General features: G+C 36.7%; 18 protein-coding genes. 4 read left to right on the top strand and 14 right to left on the bottom strand.

Annotated elements, in window-relative coordinates; all coding sequences use genetic code 11:
- Window positions 1-187 precede the first annotated feature (187 nt).
- The 11 genes from rplS to VFM92_RS08115 form a co-directional block, all read right to left on the bottom strand.
- Entirely contained in the window at window positions 188-538 is a 351-nt protein-coding gene (gene rplS / locus VFM92_RS08065) for a 50S ribosomal protein L19 (protein WP_325121696.1), read from the bottom strand.
- A gap of 101 nt (window positions 539-639) precedes the next feature.
- A complete protein-coding gene (gene trmD, locus VFM92_RS08070; protein ID WP_325121697.1) occupies window positions 640-1,320 on the bottom strand; it encodes a tRNA (guanosine(37)-N1)-methyltransferase TrmD in 681 nt (226 codons plus the stop codon).
- Window positions 1,310-1,864 carry a ribosome maturation factor RimM gene (gene rimM / locus VFM92_RS08075; RefSeq protein WP_325121698.1) on the bottom strand — a complete coding sequence of 185 codons (555 nt, stop codon included), beginning with the start codon at window positions 1,862-1,864 and terminating at the stop codon, window positions 1,310-1,312. The genes trmD and rimM overlap by 11 nt, the downstream gene beginning before the upstream one ends.
- Before the next feature lie 12 nt (window positions 1,865-1,876).
- Window positions 1,877-2,467: a 30S ribosomal protein S16 gene (locus VFM92_RS08080; RefSeq protein ID WP_325121699.1), complete on the bottom strand. Its 591-nt coding sequence runs from the start codon at window positions 2,465-2,467 to the stop codon at window positions 1,877-1,879.
- 240 nt (window positions 2,468-2,707) lie between these two features.
- The gene (locus VFM92_RS08085) at window positions 2,708-3,070 is read right to left on the bottom strand and encodes a DUF3703 domain-containing protein (protein WP_325121756.1); all 363 of its coding nucleotides are present in this window, start codon (window positions 3,068-3,070) and stop codon (window positions 2,708-2,710) included.
- A 58-nt stretch (window positions 3,071-3,128) separates the two neighbouring features.
- On the bottom strand, window positions 3,129-3,569 hold the full coding sequence (locus VFM92_RS08090; protein WP_325121700.1) for a Fur family transcriptional regulator: 441 nt from the start codon (window positions 3,567-3,569) through the stop codon (window positions 3,129-3,131).
- Entirely contained in the window at window positions 3,559-4,446 is an 888-nt protein-coding gene (locus tag VFM92_RS08095) for a cation diffusion facilitator family transporter (protein WP_325121701.1), read from the bottom strand. The genes VFM92_RS08090 and VFM92_RS08095 overlap by 11 nt, the downstream gene beginning before the upstream one ends.
- Window positions 4,447-4,448: 2 nt before the next feature.
- Complete coding sequence (locus VFM92_RS08100; RefSeq protein ID WP_325121702.1) at window positions 4,449-5,240, bottom strand: cation transporter; 792 nt, start codon at window positions 5,238-5,240, stop codon at window positions 4,449-4,451.
- A gap of 58 nt (window positions 5,241-5,298) precedes the next feature.
- Window positions 5,299-6,507 (bottom strand): efflux RND transporter periplasmic adaptor subunit, encoded by a 1,209-nt coding sequence (locus tag VFM92_RS08105; RefSeq protein WP_325121703.1) that lies wholly within the window; start codon window positions 6,505-6,507, stop codon window positions 5,299-5,301.
- 35 nt (window positions 6,508-6,542) lie between these two features.
- The gene (locus VFM92_RS08110; protein ID WP_325121704.1) at window positions 6,543-10,949 is read right to left on the bottom strand and encodes a CusA/CzcA family heavy metal efflux RND transporter; all 4,407 of its coding nucleotides are present in this window, start codon (window positions 10,947-10,949) and stop codon (window positions 6,543-6,545) included.
- A gap of 297 nt (window positions 10,950-11,246) precedes the next feature.
- Window positions 11,247-11,558 carry a DUF6660 family protein gene (locus tag VFM92_RS08115; protein ID WP_325121705.1) on the bottom strand — a complete coding sequence of 104 codons (312 nt, stop codon included), beginning with the start codon at window positions 11,556-11,558 and terminating at the stop codon, window positions 11,247-11,249.
- Window positions 11,559-11,842: 284 nt separating this feature from the next.
- On the opposite strand from VFM92_RS08115, the gene VFM92_RS08120 reads away from it, so the two are divergent.
- From VFM92_RS08120 to lpdA, 4 genes are all read left to right on the top strand, one after another.
- Window positions 11,843-14,575 (top strand): 2-oxoglutarate dehydrogenase E1 component, encoded by a 2,733-nt coding sequence (locus VFM92_RS08120; RefSeq protein WP_325121706.1) that lies wholly within the window; start codon window positions 11,843-11,845, stop codon window positions 14,573-14,575.
- A gap of 28 nt (window positions 14,576-14,603) precedes the next feature.
- Window positions 14,604-16,187 carry a 2-oxoglutarate dehydrogenase complex dihydrolipoyllysine-residue succinyltransferase gene (gene odhB / locus VFM92_RS08125; RefSeq protein ID WP_325121707.1) on the top strand — a complete coding sequence of 528 codons (1,584 nt, stop codon included), beginning with the start codon at window positions 14,604-14,606 and terminating at the stop codon, window positions 16,185-16,187.
- A 57-nt stretch (window positions 16,188-16,244) separates the two neighbouring features.
- Complete coding sequence (locus tag VFM92_RS08130; protein WP_325121708.1) at window positions 16,245-16,598, top strand: four helix bundle protein; 354 nt, start codon at window positions 16,245-16,247, stop codon at window positions 16,596-16,598.
- A 102-nt stretch (window positions 16,599-16,700) separates the two neighbouring features.
- Window positions 16,701-18,104: a dihydrolipoyl dehydrogenase gene (gene lpdA / locus VFM92_RS08135; RefSeq protein WP_325121709.1), complete on the top strand. Its 1,404-nt coding sequence runs from the start codon at window positions 16,701-16,703 to the stop codon at window positions 18,102-18,104.
- A gap of 73 nt (window positions 18,105-18,177) precedes the next feature.
- Here lpdA and VFM92_RS08140 read toward each other — a convergent pair whose 3' ends face one another.
- The 3 genes from VFM92_RS08140 to porV all read right to left on the bottom strand — a co-directional run bounded on the left by VFM92_RS08140 (window position 18,178) and on the right by porV (window position 21,336).
- On the bottom strand, window positions 18,178-18,783 hold the full coding sequence (locus VFM92_RS08140; RefSeq protein ID WP_325121710.1) for a YkgJ family cysteine cluster protein: 606 nt from the start codon (window positions 18,781-18,783) through the stop codon (window positions 18,178-18,180).
- Between the two features lie 83 nt (window positions 18,784-18,866).
- Window positions 18,867-20,126: a pitrilysin family protein gene (locus tag VFM92_RS08145; RefSeq protein ID WP_325121711.1), complete on the bottom strand. Its 1,260-nt coding sequence runs from the start codon at window positions 20,124-20,126 to the stop codon at window positions 18,867-18,869.
- A 40-nt stretch (window positions 20,127-20,166) separates the two neighbouring features.
- Window positions 20,167-21,336, bottom strand: a complete 1,170-nt coding sequence (gene porV, locus VFM92_RS08150; RefSeq protein WP_325121712.1) for a type IX secretion system outer membrane channel protein PorV — start codon at window positions 21,334-21,336, stop codon at window positions 20,167-20,169.
- Window positions 21,337-21,350 lie beyond the last annotated feature (14 nt).

The raw sequence follows: 21,350 nt of genomic DNA on the forward strand, positions 1-21,350 counted from the left end.
GCTCGAATATTTGCCGCCAGCTTCTTTCAGATTCGCAGTCGCCCACGACACCCTTGCTATTGGCTAACGATAAGTACTGTAACTCTCGTTCGGGACTTGCACCCTATAGCATGATGACCATGCCTGACACACAAAAAAGGCGATTATGTTTCCATAATCGCCTTAAATATTTTACAATCTTATGCTATTAGATTTTTTCTTTAATCCTTGCGGATTTTCCTTTTCTACCTCTTAAGTAGTATAATTTAGCTCTTCTTACAGAACCTTTTCTCACAACTTCGATTTTATCGATAGCTGGGGAAATGATTGGAAATATTCTTTCAACAGCAATTCCACTTGAAACTTTTCTTACAGTAAAAGTAGCAGAGTTACCAGAACCTTTTCTTTGGATTACAGCACCTTGATACTGCTGAATACGTTCTTTATTTCCTTCTTTAATTCTTACGTGAACATTCACAGTATCACCTGCCTTAAAATCAGGAAGTTTACTTACTGCCTCTAGATATTCTTTTTCAATTTCTTTGATCAAATCGCTCATGGCTCTTTCTTTTTTCCTATAATGGTCTCGGTACGATGCCCGAAAAACGGAGTGCAAATATAAGGATAATTTTAATTTTTGCATCCATATACTATATTTTTTTATTCTTTTTTCAATAAATCCGGTCTTCTCTCCTCTGTTCTTTTAACGGATTGCTCAAATCGCCACTTTTCAATATTAGCTGCATGTCCTGATAACAACACATCTGGCACTTTCAAGCCATTAAATTCTGCTGGACGAGTATAAACGGGTGGGGCTAATAGTCCATCCTGAAAAGAATCCGTAAGGGCGGAGGTTTCATCTGACAACACACCCGGCAGAAGTCGCACTATAGCATCCGTCACCACCGCTGCTGCTAATTCTCCTCCTGAAATCACATAATCGCCTATACTAATTTCTTTAGTGATATAATGTTGTCTAACTCTTTCGTCTACTCCTTTATAATGCCCACATAGAATTAATAGATTAGCTTTTAACGCAAATTGGTTTGCCAAATTTTGGGTGAATTGTGTTCCATCAGGACTCATATAAATCACATCATCATAAACTCTTCGTGCTTTCAAATCTTCAATAGCCGCAGCAATAGGTTCTATTTGCAACACCATTCCAGCCCCTCCCCCATAAGCATAATCATCTATACTCCGTTGCTTATTGTTGGAATAGACTCTCAAATCATGGACATGAATTTCTACTAATTCTTTTTCCTGAGCACGTTTTAAAATACTATCAGAAAATGGCCCTTCTAAAAGCTTAGGTAAACAAGTGATAATATCAATCCTCATCTTGCTCATTTGACTCATCTTCTTCCATGTACAATTCCAGTAAGCCTTCTGGGAGACTTACTTTGAGGATTCTATTTTCTCTATCCACATTTAAAATCACGTCATCATTTATGGGAATTAGAACCTCTTTGCCTTTGTATTCCATTCCAATCAAATCCTGATGGCCAGCCTCAAACACTTCTTTCACTACGCCCAGCATACCTTTCTCCGAATCTTCTATTCGAAAATTATTAATTTCGTGAAAATAAAACTGATTCCCCGTTAATTCAGGAAGTTCAGATAAAGGCAGATGCAAAGTACTGCCCCGCAAAGCTAAAGCCGCTTCTTTATCTTCCACATCCTCAAACTTTACTAAAGCTTCTCTATTCTTAAGCTGAATGTGCTCAATAAAAAATGGAACCAGTTTTCCGTTTTGCAACAGGAATACTGATTCCATTTCTTGATAATCCTCTGGATAATCTGTATCCAAAGAAATGTATAATTCTCCTTTTAAACCATGAGGCTTTAATACCATACCTAGTTGAAAGCATTGGTCCAGCTTCATGATTAAAGAATATTAATCTTCTTTCTTTTCTTCTTCAGTTGCTTCAGCTTTTGGAGCTTCTTCGGTAGATGCTTCTTCTGCTGGAGCCTCTTCAGATGATTCTTCCTGAGCAGGTGCTTCTGCAGCTTTAGCCTCAGCTTCTGCTTCTTCCTGACGCTTTTTAATCGCTTCAGCTCTTGCTTCGTTCACTTTAGTTTCAGCTTCAAATCTTGCTTTCTTCTCAGCCGCAACTTTATCTGCTAATGACTTCTCTTTTCCTTCAATTGTAGCTTCCTTGTCTTTCATCCAAGCTTCCAATTTCTTATCTGCCTCTTCTTGGGTCATAGCGCCCTTAATCACACCAATTTGTAGGTGCTTTTTATAAAGCAAGCCTCGGTATGATAACATAGCACGAACCGTATCGGTTGGCTGGGCACCGTTCATTAACCACTGAAATGCCTTATCATTGTCCAGCTCAATTGCTGCAACAGGCGTATTGGGGTTATAAGTACCAATTTTTTCAATAAAGCGACCATCTCGTGGTGCACGGGCGTCTGCTACGACTACATCGTATATCGCCAGTTTTTTTCGACCTCTACGGGCCAATCTGATTTTTACTGCCATTTCTTATTTTGTTTTTAGCAATTACGAATTACGAAGGATCACGTCCCTCTCTTAATTAGTCTGCAAAGGTAATGAAAAAAGATTATAAATATAAACAGCTTCCCATTTTTTGAGCTAAACTTTCTGTTTATGACGGGTTTATAAAAAAACAAATACTTTCACACCTTATTTAATATTCTAAATAAAAGCTAAAATCAGAGATATTGCGTTCAAAATCTAAATAATCTTAGATTATTCCCTTTAACAGTTTTTTATAATTATCTGGAGATCATCCGGTATATCCATTGATTTCAAAGGAGGCACATTAGCTCCTCCCGTATTGCCCACAGGAATTGTCCCCACAAATGATTTCACACCGCCCACCAATAATCGAGGAATCTGACCTAAAACTTCTTTGGTATTCTTGATCTTTATGCCAAATTTTAGCATCAGCCAATGGACTTCCGAATGCTGATAAGGAAATGGTTGACCAATTATATGCGCTCGTTCGAGGTGACGCCATGCTTCATGAAGATCTCCATTCACTAATTTTTCTTTATAAAAATTTAGCTCCTCTTGGTAATGCGTTTTTAGACCTTTGGGAATAGTAGTATTGAATTTCATATTCATAAATATCTTATGTAAAGGTACTACTTAACTCAATGCACAGCAATTGCATTTATCAGGCCGAACATTTCTCACAAACTCCTTTAACAACAAGGTTCGCTTCTTCACTTATAAAGTTTTTTGGTAGTTTTATCTCTGGGATTTTGTATTTGGGCAAACATAAGGTTTCATTGCAAACATGGCAATGAAAATGTACATGTAAATCACTTTCTATATTGCACTCACACCCCTCTTCACAAAGTGCGTACTTTGGCGCCCCAGTACCATCATCTATGCTGTGAACTAGCCCATTTTCCTGAAAGGTTTTAAGCGTACGAAATAACGTCACTCTATCAGACTTTTCAACCTCCTTCTCCAAATCAGTTAGACTAATCGCCACTTCCTGGCCTAGCAAGGCTTCCAAAACCAACAAACGCATAGCGGTTGGTCTAATATTCTTTTCCTGTAAATTCTTTTCCAGTTCCCTTATTTTCATTTCTTGATCTTTAACAATCATCTAACTCACAATTTTCATCCATGCTTTCAGTTTCAATCGTAATATGATTAATAGATTCATCCTTTAATTCATTGCGAGCTTTTTTCTTGAACTCTGCAAGCTCCGATAATCTAAAATCTTTTTTCAATCTTATGTGAATACTCATAATATGATAATTTCCGTCCAAAGACCACACATGGCAATCGTGCACTTCTTTAATCTCATCAATCACTTCCAATTTCTTCCGTATTTTATCAATTGATACATCAGAAGGAATTCCTTGCATTACAACGAGCAAACTCTTTTTTAGATTTTTATAGACATTGTATAGCACGAATAAGGATATTAATACAGAAAGTAATGGGTCAATAAATGGAGCATCAAAATACATCATGATAATACTACCTATAAACACGGCAACCCAGCCTAACACATCCTCCAGTAGGTGCAATGAGACTACTTTTTCATTCAGAGATTCCCCCTTTCTCAGTTTAAAAACAGCTGCTCCATTCACGATAATGCCCAGTATAGAAAGGTACAGCATTCCTTCCACATTGGTTTCTTCAGGATTGAAAAGACCGGGAATTGCCTTAGTTAAGATAAATATAGAGCCTGCCACTAATACTATGGAATTTATTATAGCATCTAATAGGGAAAATCGTTTATATCCAAACGAAAAGGTCTTTGTTCGACCTTTTTTAGATAATTTTTGAAAATACCAGGATAGCCCCAAGCTCAGGCTATCTCCCAAATCATGTAAGGCATCAGATAAAATAGCCAAACTATTGGTGTACAGCCCCCCAATAATTTCAATTATCGTAAATGCAAGGTTGAGGAAGAAGGCTACTTTTACATTGCCTTCAGAATGATCATGTGAATGTTCGTTATTATTTCCCATAATTATTTTGAAAGATTTAAGATTCTTATTGCGCCTCGAATCACAAAGGTGAAAACTATTCCACCAATTACTAAATCTGGCCATTTACTCTCTAATAAATACACCAGTACACCCGCCAAAATCACACCGCCATTCACAATTATATCATTAGAGGTGAAAATGCTACTCGCTTGCATGTGAGCCTCATTACTTTTTGCTTTATTGATTAGCCAGAGTGTCACTAAATTTCCTGCTAGGGCTAGGATTGAAATTATAATCATCCAGTGAAACAAAGGTGTTCCACTTTCAGTAAAAAATCTTCTCAATACCTCCAAAAAACCTAAAAGAGCCAAGCCCATTTGAAAATAGCCACTTATTTTTGCCACTTTCTTTTTCCTAGCAACAGCACCACCAACTGCCAATAAACTAAGCCCATAAACAATAGAGTCTGCTAGCATGTCCAAGGAATCAGCAACTAAGCCCATAGAGCTTGAAATCCAGCCTGTAGTCATCTCAATTACAAAAAAGACTAAATTTATTCCTAACACCCACCAAAGTACTTTTCTCTGCTGCCGATGATCAACAATTCCTGTCAAGTCTGCTTCTTGGGTGTTTACTAATTTTTCATTCAGTTGAAGTTCGGCTAGGGCGTTTTGAATGCCATCAATTTCAGCACTATGATATACCTGCAATTGTCGATGGGGAATATCAAATTCAAGCTGCTTAACCTCTTCTAAACTTTCTAGTTTCATTCGAATCATCTGTTCCTCAGAGGCGCAATCCATTTTATGTATTTTAAAAGTGCTCTTATTCATATTTTGTTAAATATTAACTGATACAAAACCGCATGTTCTGAAAATTTTGAAATTCAATCTAATGTCCATGAGAAGCCTTACTTTTATTCATCTCTGAAATCAAATAGTAAGCATCACTCCATGCGACTAGCGCCCCTGCTGGAAGTGGCTCCAGAAGTTTTATCTCAACCCATCCATCTGCCTTCAACCCAGTTCGTATTTCCACAGCTTGAAAAGTCCATTCCGTTTCACCGTCTTTTTGAAGCTCTTCTGCAAGGAAAATATAAGGCTTTCCATCTTCTTCAATAATGGCTTCCTCTGGTAATGCTATGGCTTGCTTATTACTAGTTTCAATTCTAGCATTAATATACATACCGGGGATTAAAAAGTTTTCCTTCTGCTCAATTTCTGCATGAACATGTACCGCTTTTGGGTTCTGCTCAAATTTCTTACCCACAGAATAAATTTTAGCAGTCAAATTTGCATCTGGCACTGAAGCAACCGAGAATTTCATTTGTTGGCCTACCTCCACTTTATGAACATCCTTTTCAAACACCATCAAATCCGCATGAACATGTTCTGTATTCACAATCATGAACATTTCAGTTTGAGGCTCAACATATTGCCCGATCTGAACTTTGACTTTTTCTATGTACCCATTTATAGGACTGACAACAGGTACATACTGATAAATTTCACCCTCCTTTATGCTTTCTATATTTAAACTCAATTGCTTTAATTGAGCTTGATAGCCCTTCATTTCTCCCTTCACAGCTTGATAATTAGCCATGGTCTGTTGATAATCCTTTCCTGAGCCTACTTCTTCCTCATACAATCGCTTTTGTCTTTGCATCTCTTTTTCAAGATACTGGAATTGACTATAAGCTTGGATGTAATTACTTTGAAGATTGGCAAGATTAGGGTGCGACAAGAAAGCCAATACTTCACCTTTTTTAACCTTATCTCCTTCAATCACTTTTATACTTGTTACATTGGCTCCTAATATGCCAGTAACGGTAGCTTCATGCTGTGGAGGAACTTCTAAATGTCCATTTGCCTCCACAATTCCAGATAGGTTGCGGCTAGGCAGGGAATCCACCTTTATCCCTAGGCTTTCAAACTTAAGATTGGAAAGATGTAAAACAGACATTCCTGCTTCTTTATGTCCAGCCTCTTCTGCTGATTTATCCTTCGTATTATTTTCTATTCCAGTTGATTTACTGCCACAAGCTGTAATTACTGTTCCAAAAAAGAAGAATACCAGAATATATATAATTTGATTTTTCATTGCTTTATGTTTTATAAATCTGATGATTTTATGACTTATTTTGATGTTTTTAAATAATATTCTAATTGATAGCGACTCTCTAAGTATTGGCCAAAGGCATTCCAAGAATCCACTTCTACACTAATAGCATCTTTTACATTTTGTAGAAAAGAAACATAGTTGATAGCTCCTTCTCTGTAGGCTGCAATAGCACCTTTCCGCTGTTCGGTAGCAAGTGGCAAGGCCTCTTCACGGTAATATTTCCAGGAATCGTACCATTTCAGATACTGCGCTCTAACACGATTGTATTCATTGTTCAATTTCAATTGAGTCTCTTTATAATTTTGCTTTGCAATATCCTTTTGAATTTTAGCAGACTGCGACCTACCTAGTTCAGGTGCAAAAAATAAAGGAATTTTAATACCTACCTGATAAGTATAAAACCCAGACTGGCCTGCAATTTCCTGTCTGCCATATTGCCCTTGCAACTTCGGCAGAAACTGTGACCGCCTCTCCCTTATGATGGCATCTGCCACTTCAACTTCTTGTGCCGAAATATCCAATAATGGATGACTTCTTAGAGAATCTGCCACAAAATTTAGGGGATCTTCTAATTGTTCTGATGGAATATCTGCTACGGTGAATAAGCTGTCATTAGCAAACCACAGATTCAGTCGTTGTAGGGCACTTAGGTAGTCTCTGTAGGCTTGCTGTTTTTCAATATGTACTTTGTTGGCTTGATTGGCTGTTGCTAAAAATTCTAACTTAGAAGTAGCTTCTGTTTCCAATCTGATTTTAGCCGCTCTTTCTATATCCCTAAAAACAGAATCAAGTTTATCGTAAACTTCAAACTTATTTTTTGCTACATAAAGCATTCCCCAGGCAGTACTTACTTCGCGCTCCAGCTCAATAATGGATAGCCCAAGTGCTTTTTCTGCTAATACCACCTGTTCCTTTTGAAGGTTTCGCTTAGAGGCGACACCAAAAACATCAATATTTTGCTGTTGAAAGCCAATGCTTGTATACACTCCATTGGAACCATTGCCCGCTTCTTCTCTTCCTGTGAAAATCTGAGTATTCCCCAAATCCCAAGCTGTTTTCTTTAGTACTTGTTGCTTTTCAATTTCCAGTTTTGCCGATTTGATTTTAGGATAATTCTCGACCGCCTTTTTCTTAGCCTCATCTAAAGTGATTTCAGTAAACGAATCTTGCTGAACACCTTGTGCATGGCCTGAGCTTGACAAACCAAATAATCCTCCACAAATGATCAGTATAATAATAACATTGACACTTGGTGATCTTAGTCCTTTTCTCCTGTCAATTCTTCCTTCAACAAAAGTGTAAAGCACTGGCAATACTACCAGCGTAAGCATCGTGGCAGTAAGCATCCCTCCAATGACTACTGTGGCCAATGGCCGCTGTACTTCAGCTCCTGCGGAGGCAGAAAATGCCATCGGTAAAAATCCAAAAATATCGGTTGTTGCAGTAAGCATAATAGGTCTGATTCGTTCTTTGGTTCCTGTTAAAATTCGTTCTCTAATACTTGTAACACCTTCTTCTTTCAACGAATTGAACCGATTGATTAAAACCAATCCATTCAAAACGGCTACCCCAAACAAGACGATAAAGCCCACACCCGCTGAAATACTAAAGGGCATATCTCGCAGCCAAAGCGCAAAAATACCGCCTATAGCAGCTAGTGGAATTGCGATATAAATCATAACGGATTGCGAGAAGGATTTTAAGGCAAAGTATAACAGCACAAATATTAAGAAAAGCGCTATTGGGACAACAATCGTCAATCGACTTTTTGCCCGCTCCAGATTTTCAAATTCACCACCATAGCTAATATAATAACCGGGCGGTAAGTCAAGCTCAGCATCCAGTTTAGCTTGAATGTCTTTCACTACTGATTCAACATCTCTACCTCTTGTATTAACGCCCACATAAGTTCTCCTATAAGTATTATCACGAGAAATCTGCATGGGGCCTGGCACATAACTAATGTCTGCTACCTCTTTAATCGGGACCTGCGTACCGTCTGGCAAATCTATATACAGGGTCTGCAAATCCTCTATACTTTGCCTGTGCGCTTCATCAAATCGAATGACTAAATCGAATCGCTTTTCTCCTTCAAAAATCACTCCCGCTACTCCTCCAGCAAAGGCTGAGCTTACATATTCATTCAGCTTTTGAATATCCAATCCATATTGCGCAATCTTATCTCGATTATAACGCACCGTCATTTGAGGTAGGCCTGATGTCCGCTCAGGATTAACATCTCCTGCACCTGGCACAGTTTCAATAATTTCAGCCATTTCCTGCACTTTCTTTGCAAGAATATCTAAATCTTCACCATAAAGCTTAACGGCTATATCCTCCCGTACACCTTCAAGCAACTCATTGAAGCGAAGTTCCACTGGCTGTGTGAAAACAAAATTCACACCGGTAAGATGAGTTTCAAGTTTTTCCTTGATTTGCATTATCAAATCATCTTTAGTCTCAGCTGAAACCCATTTATCCTTATCTTTTTCCAATATTAAATACATATCAGCTATGTCCATTGGCATGGGGTCTGTAGGTATATCTGCCACTCCAATTCGAGCAGTAACGGTTTTAATCTCAGGGAAATTTTCGAGCAAGAGTTCCTCTATTTTAATTGAAACCTTCTTCGATTCGCTAAGCGAACTCCCGGGGCGAACTAATGCCTGCATGGCAATATCCCCTTCATCCAACTGAGGTACAAACTCACCTCCCATTTTGGAAAATGTATAACCTGCCACCCCCAGTAAAGCAATGGCTAAGATGATAACCAGCATTTTGAAGCGTAAAGCTCCATTCAATAAAGGGAGGTAAGCATTATGAATGGCACTTATGATTTTATCGCTCACCTTTTCTAAGCTTCGCTCAAATCTGCCAAACCAATTCTTTTTATTCTGAATGGGTTTCATTAATAATGCCGACATCATAGGTACATAAGTCAAGCATAGTAGAATAGCACCCATCATGGCAAAGCCAAAGGTATAAGCCATTGGCTGGAACATTTTACCTTCTACTCCTGTGAGAAATAAAATGGGAGCAAATACAATTAGAATGATGATTTGACCAAAAAATGCGGAACCCATCATGGTGCTACCTGCATCATAAGCCAAATCATCCATCACCCCCTGATTGAATTTTAGGTTGCCAGACCTAATCCGCTTTTGTACTTCATAAACAGTTCCTTCAATAATGATGACCGCTCCATCAATGATAATTCCAAAGTCAATGGCTCCCAAACTCATAAGATTGGCCCAAACACCAAATTGCTTCATCAGAATAAAAGCAAATAGAAGCGAAAGCGGAATAGTAGTGGCGGTGATTATTCCACCTCGTAAACTACCTAAAAGCAATACCAAGGCAAAAATGACGATTAAAGCTCCTTCTATTAAGTTTGTTTTAACCGTATCAGTGGTTCTTGAAATCAAATCACTTCTGTCAATAATCGTATTAATGGTTAAACCTTCAGGAAGCGATTTCTCTACTTCTGCCATACGGTCTTTCACATCCTGAATTACCTTATTTGGGTTAGCTCCTTTGAGCATCATGATAATTCCACCAACTGCTTCTTTTCCATCCTGCGTGAAAGCACCATAGCGCACTTGGTTTCCGAAATGCACTTTTTCCGCTACATCACCAATAGTGATTGGAATACCGTTTTCAGTCTTCACCGATATCTTACGAATGTCATCTAATGACCGAATTAAACCTTCCCCTCGGATGAAATTAGCCATGTGGTTTTTCTCAATATAGGCACCTCCAGTGTTGATATTATTTCTAGCCAATGCCTCATAAACTTGAGAAATACTGACGTTCATGGAATTAAGCTTTTCAGGATTAATAGCCACTTCATATTGTTTGATATACCCACCAAAAGAGTTGATTTCTACTACTCCCTTAAGTAAGGTTAATTGTCTTTTCACTATCCAATCTTGAATACTTCGAAGCTCCATTGGGGAATATACCGAGTCATAGCCCTCCTCTGGCTGAATGGTATATTCATAAATTTGACCTAAGCCCGTTGTTATGGGACCCATGCTTGGGCTACCAAATTTATCAGGAATGGTTTCTTGCAAGTCGTTGAGCTTTTCCTGTACTAATTGCCTGGGCAAATAAGTACCCATCTCATCTTCAAAAACGATGGTTACTACCGAGAGACCAAACCGTGATACCGACCTAATTTCATTTACACCTGGCAGATTACCCATAGCTAATTCCACAGGGTAGGTCACGAACTGTTCAATATCTTCTGTGGCTAGATTGGGCGAAACGGTCATCACTTGCACCTGATTATTCGTAATATCAGGAACAGACCCAAGATTGACCGTGTACATGGAGTATGTGCCAACTCCAATCAGTGCCAATGTCAGCAAACCCACAATAAATTTATTCTTTATAGAAAAAGAAATGATTTTATTAATCATAAGACTTTTAATTTGTTTTTTAGAAAGAAAAAATGGTCGCAATCTATTTTTGATGGACATCTCAACGTCCAACTCAATAGAAATCACCAGTCCCAGTATAAAATTTAACTAGGCGTTTCTTTCTGTCAATTTTTTATAAATTGTTTAGATTACCCTTAGCCTGCAAGGCATTAAAAAATCTTTCAGACAATAAGGATTCTTGGAATTGCTTATTCAATCAGCATAATGGAAGACCTTAAAGATTTCTAGATGAAAAATCCTTAACAAAAGGACATAACTATCCTGTTGAATAAAGCTTTATAGACGAGGAGGTTTTAGAAAATCGAAGATTTCAATATTTCTGAAATCTTGGTAATAAAGAGAATATGAACCTGAAATCATATCAGGATGTGAAAATGGAATTTCATTTATGGGGAAGAAATGCAAATGGCAGCAATGACATACACAAAGTGGTGAACAAGCATCCTCCTCCTGATTATGGTCATGACTTTGATTATCATTTTCCACATCATCTAAAGATGTTACTTCATGCCCGTTTGATATTGATTTAGCATCAGAGCAAGGAATCCCGCACAACGCGATCATGTAAAAACTTAATATGTAGCACATAACTTTCACTGGGAGCAAAGGTAGGCAATTATTCGATGCAAGGGTATTGCAATAAGCATTCGCTATTATTTTAACAGGCTATTTCTATTGGAGATAACTTTAGAATACTTTTAAAAATTGAGATTACAAATACAATGATCAAATTCACTAACAAAATTATAGCTGGTGCGTTTAACGATCTTAAACGCTTGACAATCTTTATAAATCGTATAATCGCATAAGCAATTTTAATAGTATTTTAGAAGTGTTTATATTTGCTTATCGAAAAATAAAACAATTCCATAATGGATAAATACACATATATTGCCAATGCCCATGGTAATTACATTGAAGAACTTTACCAATCCTATAAAAACGACCCTCAATCAGTAGATGATTCTTGGCAGAAATTCTTTGAAGGTTTTGAATTTTCTCAAAAAGATTTTGGTGGGAATGGACAAGCGACTGAAACCAGAGTATCCTCAAAAGAAACTCAAGTAAGGAACTTGATACAGGCTTACAGAATGAGAGGGCACCTTAAATCTAAAACTAACCCAGTAAGAGAAAGAAGGCCTCATGATGCAAGAATAAGCTTAGAAGAATTCGGACTAAAACAAGATGATTTAAAAGAAGAGTTTTCTATTGGCCAAGAAATTGGATTAGGAAAAACGAGCCTAAAAAGTATAATTGAGACATTAGATCATATTTACATCGGATCTATTGGATTTGAATATATGCATATTCGAGATCCAAAAATTGTGGACTGGTTCATACATAAAGCAGAAAGTTCAAAAGGTGACTATCAGCCAAAATTAGATGAGAAAAAAAGAGTTTTATCTAAATTAAATGAAGCCGTTGTTTTTGAAAACTTCCTCCACACTAAGTTTTTAGGACAAAAAAGATTTTCACTTGAAGGCGGAGAGAATACTATTCCATTTTTAGATAAAGTCATCAACCGTTCTTCAGAATTAGGCACAAAAGAAGTGGTAATAGGAATGGCCCATCGTGGTAGGCTAAATGTTTTGGCTAATATCATGAATAAAACCTATGAACAAATATTTGCTGAGTTTGAAGGCAGCACTGACCCAGATTTAACCATGGGAGATGGTGATGTAAAATATCACATGGGGTATTCTAGCTATTTGGAAACATCAAATGGTAAAAAATCTTATGTAAAACTAACCCCTAATCCATCGCACTTAGAAGCAGTAAATTCAGTTGTTTTAGGATATACGAGAGCACAAATTGATGATGAATACAATGAAGATGTAAATGCCGCTTTGCCAATCCTTATTCATGGAGATGCAGCCGTTGCAGGGCAAGGAATTGTATATGAAACCACTCAAATGTCATTACTAGAGGGTTATTCCACAGGCGGTACAATTCATTTGGTCATCAATAATCAGGTTGGTTTTACTACTGATTATGATGATGCTCGCTCATCCATTTATTGTACAGATATTGCAAAAATGATTGATGCACCCGTTCTGCATGTTAATGGAGATGATGCAGAGGCAGTGAATTTTGCTGCAAATTTAGCGGTAGAATACAGAAATAAATTTCATAAAGACATCTTCATTGATTTACTATGCTATCGAAGACATGGTCATAATGAGAGTGATGAACCAAAATTCACACAACCTAAGCTTTACAATAAAATTGCAAAGCATCCGAATCCGAGAGAAGTTTACGTTAAGAAGTTAACTGAAAGAGGTGATTTGGATAATAATTCCGTTAAAAAACTAGAGAAAGATTTTAAAAAACAGCTTCAAGATAGATTAAATGAAGTAAAGCAAAAACCGCTTCCATATAAGCCTCAGAAAATAGAGGAAGAATGGGAACAGCTTAGAAGAGCAAAATCTGAAGACTTTTTGGAATCTCCTGATACTTCGATTTCTCAAGATTATGTAAATAAAATTGGAAAAGCCTTAACCACTATACCAAAGGGGTTCAAACCATTAAAACAAATCGACAAACTCCTGAAAGATCGTAAGAAAAATTTCTTCGATGAGAAAATGCTCAATTGGGCGGATGCTGAGTTATTATCTTATGGTTCTTTACTAGCAGATGGAAATATTGTTAGAATGTCTGGCCAGGATGTAAAAAGAGGTACTTTCTCACACAGACATTCCTATTTATTTGATGCTGAAACCAACGAGCCCTATTGCAATCTTGACCATATTGATGAAAACCAAAATCAGAAATTCAAAATATTCAATTCTTTATTGTCTGAATTTGGTGTTTTAGGTTTTGAATATGGATATGCAATGGCAACCCCAAGCGCTTTAGTAGTCTGGGAAGCACAATTTGGTGATTTCGCTAATGGAGCGCAGGTTATGATTGACCAGTTCATCACATCAGCCGAAAGTAAGTGGCAAAGAATGAATGGACTGGTAATGTTACTTCCTCATGGATATGAAGGTCAGGGGCCTGAGCATTCAAATGCCAGACCAGAAAGATTCTTACAATTAGCAGCAGAAGAAAACCTGATTGTTACTAATATTACTACTCCTGCTAACCTTTTTCATATGTTTAGAAGACAGGTGAAATGGGAATTCAGAAAGCCATTGATTCAATTTGCACCTAAATCTTTGTTACGTCATCCTAAAGTAATTTCTCCAATAAAAGAATTTACTGAAGGCAAATTTAGAGAAATATATGAAGATGATTTCGTAACCAATAAAAATGTAAAAAGAGTGTTGTTGTGTACTGGTAAAGTTTATTATGATTTACTTGAAAAGCAGCAGAACGACAAAAGAAAGGATGTAGCGATTATTAGAATAGAACAATTGCATCCATTCCCAATGAACCAAATCGATAAAGCCTTGAAAAAATTCAATGACCCTGAAATTTTCTGGGTACAAGAAGAGCCATCGAATATGGGATATTGGACGTATATGCTAAGAACCATAGCCAATAAAGCAGGCTTGCAATTGATTTCAAGAAAATCAAGCGCATCCCCAGCAACAGGTTACTCCAAAGTACATAAAGCAGAACAAGAAGCTTTAGTTGAAAAAGCTTTTGACACAAAGAAATAAAATTTTTTAAGATAGAATTCAGAGAAACATGAGTTTAGAAATAAAAGTACCGGAAGTAGGCGAATCAATCACAGAAGTGACCATTGCCTCATGGTTAAAAAAAGATGGCGATTTTGTTGAGCAAGATGAAATCATCGCAGAACTAGAATCAGATAAGGCAACGTTTGAATTGCCGGCAGAAACTTCTGGCGTATTAAAAATAATAGCTCAAGAAGACGAGACCGTTGAAGTAGGTGCAGTCATTTGTGAGATAGATGAGGATGCCAAAGAAGGTAAATCCGAAGAGAAGAAGGAAGATAAAAAAGAAGAGAAATCTGAATCAAAGGAGGAAAAGAAAGAGAGTTCTTCTTCCAAAGGCGGTCCTAAAAAGACTGGTGAGGTTCATGAAATGGTAGTTCCGACAGTAGGGGAATCTATCACAGAAGTAACTATCAGCTCCTGGTTGAAATCAGAGGGCGATTATGTAGAAATGGATGAAATAATCGCAGAAGTGGAGTCAGATAAAGCAACATTTGAGTTACCTGCTGAAGCTAACGGTTTCCTTCAAATTGTTGCGCAAGAAGGCGATACCATAGAAATTGGAGCGACTATATGCAAAATTGAAGTTTCAGAAGGTGGTGCCCCTAGCAAATCATCATCAGAAAAAAGTTCTTCTGAAAGTGATTCAAGCGATGATTCAATAGAGCAAGGAAAAGAAACTTATGCCACTGGTCATGCTTCTCCTGCAGCTGCCAAAATCCTTAAAGAAAAAGGAATTGATGCTTCAAATGTAAAAGGAAGCGGAAAAGATGGTAGAATCACTAAAGAGGATGCGGAAAATGCAGAAAAGCAGTCTTCTAAATCTGCTGACCAAAAAAGTAAGCCGTCAGATTCTGGTATAGAAACTAGTCAGATTCCAGCACCGAGTGGTAACAGAGAGCAGCGAAAAGAGAAAATGTCAAGCTTGCGAAAAACTGTTGCCAGAAGATTGGTGAGTGTCAAAAATGAAACGGCTATGTTGACCACTTTTAATGAAGTGGACATGGGCCCAATCATGGAGATCCGTAAAAAATACAAAGAGCAGTTTAAAGAAAAGTATGAAGTTGGATTAGGCTTTATGTCATTCTTTACAAAAGCTTGTACTTTAGCATTGAAAGAATTTCCAGCGGTAAATGCCCAGATAGATGGAAATGAGATGGTTTATAGCGACTATGTCGATATGTCAATTGCTGTTTCATCTCCAAAAGGTTTGGTGGTTCCGGTAATCAGGAATGCTGAAAAACTATCATTCAATGAAGTAGAATCAGAAGTAATCAGATTAGCTAAAAAAGCCAGAGACGGTAAGTTGAGCATAGACGAGATGACTGGAGGAACTTTCACTATCACTAATGGTGGTATATTCGGTTCCATGCTATCAACTCCTATCATCAATGCACCACAATCGGCAATTTTAGGAATGCACAATATAGTGGAGCGTCCAATGGCAGTAAATGGTGAGGTAAAAATTAAACCAATAATGTATGTAGCCCTTAGCTATGACCACAGAATTATTGACGGAAAAGAATCAGTAAGCTTTTTGGTTAGAGTGAAAGAATTATTGGAAGACCCGACTAGATTGTTGCTTGGAATATAAGGAGTAGTGAGTAGTGAGTAATGGGTAGTGAGATAAATTGTAGAATCAACTGATTTTATGCATAAATATAAAGATTTAAATATTTGGCAATTTTCAATGGACCTGACTTCAACTATTTATTCCATTACTCAAGCTTTTCCTGATGAAGAAAAATTTGGCCTGAAATCTCAAATGAGGAGATGTGCAGTATCAATTCCATCTAACATTGCTGAAGGTGCAGGTAGAAATGGGAAAGCAGAATTTAAACAATTTATAGGAATCGCTTTAGGGTCTTTATTTGAATTAGATACTCAAGTTGAATTGAGTTATAAGTTTAAGTATATTTCAGAAAGTGATTTTAGTACTATTATGTCTGAAATTGTCAAAATTAGAAAAATGATGTTTTCATTTCAGAATACGATATCTAAATAATTTTTTAAACCATTTTGGGTAGGTTATTGACATCTTATAGCTAAATAAAATAACTTAAAAGGTTTTCTCAATACACTCTACCCAATACTGAATACTAACAACATGTCAAAATACGATGTAACAGTAATTGGTTCCGGTCCTGGTGGTTATGTGGCAGCAATTCGTTGTGCACAACTGGGAATGAAAACCGCTATAATTGAAAAATATGATACGCTTGGAGGAACTTGCCTAAATGTTGGCTGTATTCCATCAAAAGCTTTATTAGATTCTTCAGAGCATTATCATAATGCGGAAACTACTTTTAAAGACCATGGGATTAACCTTAGCAACTTAAAAGTGGACATTAAGCAAATGATCAATCGAAAGGCGGATGTAGTAAAGCAAAATGTTGAAGGAATTGCTTATTTGATGAAGAAAAATAAAATTGACGTCCACACGGGAGTTGGCTCATTTAAGGACAAAAACACTGTGGTTGTTACTAAATCTGATGGTAAAAAAGAAGAGCTTAGCACTGACAAAGTAATCATTGCTACAGGCTCTAAACCAGTGGAGCTACCATTCGCAAAATTTGATAAGAAAAGAGTAATCAGCAGTACTGAGGCTTTGGAATTAAAAGAAGTGCCTAAGCATTTGATTTTAATAGGTGGCGGAGTAATTGGGCTTGAATTAGGTTCAGTTTATAAAAGAATTGGTGCTAAGGTTACAGTGATTGAATTTATGGACAGCCTTATCCCAACTATGGACGGAACTATGGGCAAGGAAATGAAAAAGAGCATGAAGAATCTTGGCATGGACTTGAAACTGAAACATAAGGTAACCAAGGTTGAAAATAAAGGCAAAGAAGTTGAAGTAACTTTTGAAACTGATAAAGGTAAGGAGGAAACCATTAAAGGTGATTATTGCTTAGTAGCTGTTGGAAGGAAACCTTATACCGAAGGCTTAAATTTAGAAGCTGCAGGACTAAAAGCAGATGATAAAGGAAGAATTTCGGTAGATGACAACCTAAAAACTGATGTAGATAATATTTATGCCATCGGAGATGTAGTAAGAGGTGCAATGTTAGCCCATAAAGCCGAGGAAGAAGGTGTATTTGTTGCTGAAACTATGGCAGGCCAAAAACCTCATATCCATTATAAATTGATTCCGAATGTGGTTTATACCTGGCCAGAAGTTGCAGGTGTAGGTTATACTGAAGAGGAATTAAAAGATAAAGGCACAGAGTATAAAACTGGTTCCTTCCCTTATAAAGCTTTAGGAAGAGCCAGAGCAAGTGGTGATACGGAAGGTTTGGTAAAAGTAATAGCCGATAAAAAGACAGATGAAATTTTAGGAATTCATATCATAGGAGCGAGAGCTGCTGATATGATTGCAGCAGGGGTTACTGCGATGGAATATCGCGCATCTGCTGAAGATGTTTCTCGTATGTCTCACGCACATCCAACTTATATGGAAGCGGTTAAGGAAGCTTGTTTAGCAGCTTCTGATAACCGACCGATTCATATGTAATTTTAGAATTTAAACTCATAAACAATGGCCCGTAGATAACTCTTCGGGCTTTTGTATTTTGAATTCATAACAATTAGGCCACTCCTTTACTCGCTGGGAATTCCCTGTAAGCATAATATTGCATAACTGTCTCTAATGCTGCGAGAATCGCTTCATTTATAGGAAGTACATCTTTTGCAAGTCTAAAATCAATTTGCATTAGTTTTTGATAATAATCAGCAAAAACTGGTACGGTTGATTTTGTTTTTAACATCTCCACTGCCTTTGCGAAACTTTCTGTTTGATTTTCTTTAATCAACTTACAAGTAACCATACGGAGTTGACCGTATTTATCTTTACTTGCTCCGTATCCAAATAGCCTACATATCAATCCTCTATGTTGGTATTCTCCACAATGACCGTGATTCGGATCATCCTTTGAAAGAGGCTGATAAACCATACAATTAAGCGATTGGTTTTCTTCCAATTTCTGACGCATTTCATCGGCTTTCCCTTGAGAAAACCAATGAAAAGCTAATGGTAAAAATTCAAGAGGGGATGCTTCAATATCTGATTTATTACAACATTTTCCGCAACCGGAAAAACAGTAGATCCCAGATTCTTTTCTAAATGCAGCAATCTCATTATCAAGGGTTTTGAATAATTTTTCAACTGCTAGAACTTTATGTTTTATGGTCATATTTCAGGTGTAAATGTAGATTGAAAATTAATCATTCAATTCATTTTTCACATAAATATTTTCTGAGAATAAAACGACTTTGATTAGGCTACTTTCACTACGCAATACTTCTCAGAAAAGTATTTATTACTGATTTCCAAAATTCGATCGGCTGTTATGTTTCGGATACTTTTCACGTAAGCATCAAAATAATCCAAATAATTTGCACCTTCCGCAAGTTTGGATTTGTAATTTTCAGATTGATGAAAAACGGTGTCTAGGCTACTTGCAATTTTGCCTAACATATAATTCTTAATTGTTTCAATTTCTTCCTCTGGAACAAGGCTGTTTTTTAATAGTTCCATTTCTTTATATACTTCTGAAACCGTATCTTCAACATGGTCAATTTTAACATCAGCACCAATGATATGATAATCTAAATGCTTATAATTTATTAAAACAGAATAAATACCGTAAGTATACCCTTTGTCTTCTCTAATGTTCTTCATCAAACGAGAACCAAAGTATCCACCTAAGATTTCGTTTGCAATAGACAAATCAAAGTAATCAGGATGATTACGGTTGATTGAAATTGCTCCCATTCGAATAGAGGCTTGAACAGAACCATCTCGTTTAATCAAGTCATCTACAATTACCGGAGATAATTTACTATCATATTGTTCTTCTTGTCTTGAAAACTCCAGCATTACAAAATGCTCTTCCAAAAATTTAAAGATATCATCATCAAAATCTCCAGCAATAATTATTTCAGGCTTAATGGTGAAATATTGTTTAAAATAATCTTCAATATCATCTTTTGTAATAGCTTTCAAATGCTCTTCTTCTAAAGTTGTAGCGTAAGGCGTTCCATTCAAAAGCTTATTTCTAAGATTTTTGGTGGCAATCAGTGCATTTTTCTGATTATTTACTCTTATTTTTTGAATTTGCTGAAGTTTAATCTTTTCAAAATCAGCTTCATCAAATAAAGGCTCAGTGATAGCACTTTTAAGCACTGGTAATAAGGGATTTATATGCTCTTTAAGACACAATAAACTAACGGTTGTGTGATCGTAATCGACAGACACATCTAAATGAGCCCCATAATGATCCAATAACTCTTGTAGTTCACTTCCGGGATAACTTTTGGTTCCCTCCACCATCGCCTTTGCACATATTAATGATTGCCCTGATTTTTCGTCATTCACCTTGCCAGCTGCAAAAAGAAAATCGATTTTCAAAACAGGATTTGTTTCATCCTGAATTATATGTATAGACAAGCCATTCGACAATTCCTTTACTTCTGGCTTTGTAAGAGCCAAATCTTTTAACATAAAGGATTGAGGAGCTATTTGTCTGTCTAACATGGAAAGGAAATTAAATATTATAAATAAATTTATTCAGATATTATTCTGTTATAGAGGCTTTTGCAGTTCCTAAATTTTCAAACTTAAAAACTGCAGTAAACCGAAGCGTCTCTGCTAATGGATTGTTTTGTTTGGTAGGAATTAAATAGGAAAAATCTAATCCTAATACTTGATATCTAAATCCTAAACCTGCTGTAAAATATTGACGACCACCTTTACTTAAGTGTTCATAAAAATATCCTGTACGAATAGCAAATACGTTATTATACCAGTATTCTACACCAGAAGCAATTGAAATTTCCCTTAGTTCTTCCTGAAATCCGCCAGGTGCATCACTAAATGAGCCAAACATACCTTCGAGCAATGTGGCAGTAACTGTATCGGCTTCATTTGGAGTTGGAACCATCAGTTTATTAAAATCAAGTGCTACTGTAATGGTATTATAAGGGTCTAAATTGGTAGTAAATGCCGAACCAATTTTAAGATTTATTGGTAAGAATTGCTCATTATCATCTCCGCTATAGGATATTTTATTTGCAATATTGGAAATTTGAAGACCAGATGAAAATTCTGAATCCTGACCATTAAATAGAACATCCTTTGTGTAAAACAAACCTAAATCTACACCAACTGCAGTTGCAGGAGTAGGACTTGAATTACTATTATTATTAAAGTTTCCGAATAAATTTGATCGAGCAAACATACCTGTTAAAGAAGCACTAAAATTATCACTTAACTTTCTTGAGTAAGCAGCTGAAATCGAAAATTCCTTAGGTGAAAAATCAGTACCAGTATTTCCATTATCGGTAAAGAAAATATTTCCTAAATCGAAATATTTCAAAGCTAGGCCTATAACTTGCTCTTTATCTAACCTGTAGTATCCACTTAAATAAGATATAGACATGTCTGTAACTCCTAAATTAGAAAGCCAAGGCGAATAGGAAACGGCAGCCCCAATTTCATTTTCTACAAAGGCTAATCGAGCTGCATTCCATTGCATAGCATTTGCATCAGCTGAAAGAGCAACACCTACATCGCCCATACCTGCCGAACGAGAATCAGGAGAAATTACCAAAAAAGGCATAGCTGTTGTAATCACATTTCTTTCAGGATCAGCCCCTGTCAAACCTGAAGGATTTGCTATTTGGCCTAAAGCTGCACTCGATATGAATGTAAAAGCGGTAATATATATTAATTTAGCTGCTCGCATTTTATCATGATTTA

It is taken from the genome of Marivirga sp. (assembly GCF_035704835.1).
Taxonomy (GTDB): domain Bacteria; phylum Bacteroidota; class Bacteroidia; order Cytophagales; family Cyclobacteriaceae; genus Marivirga.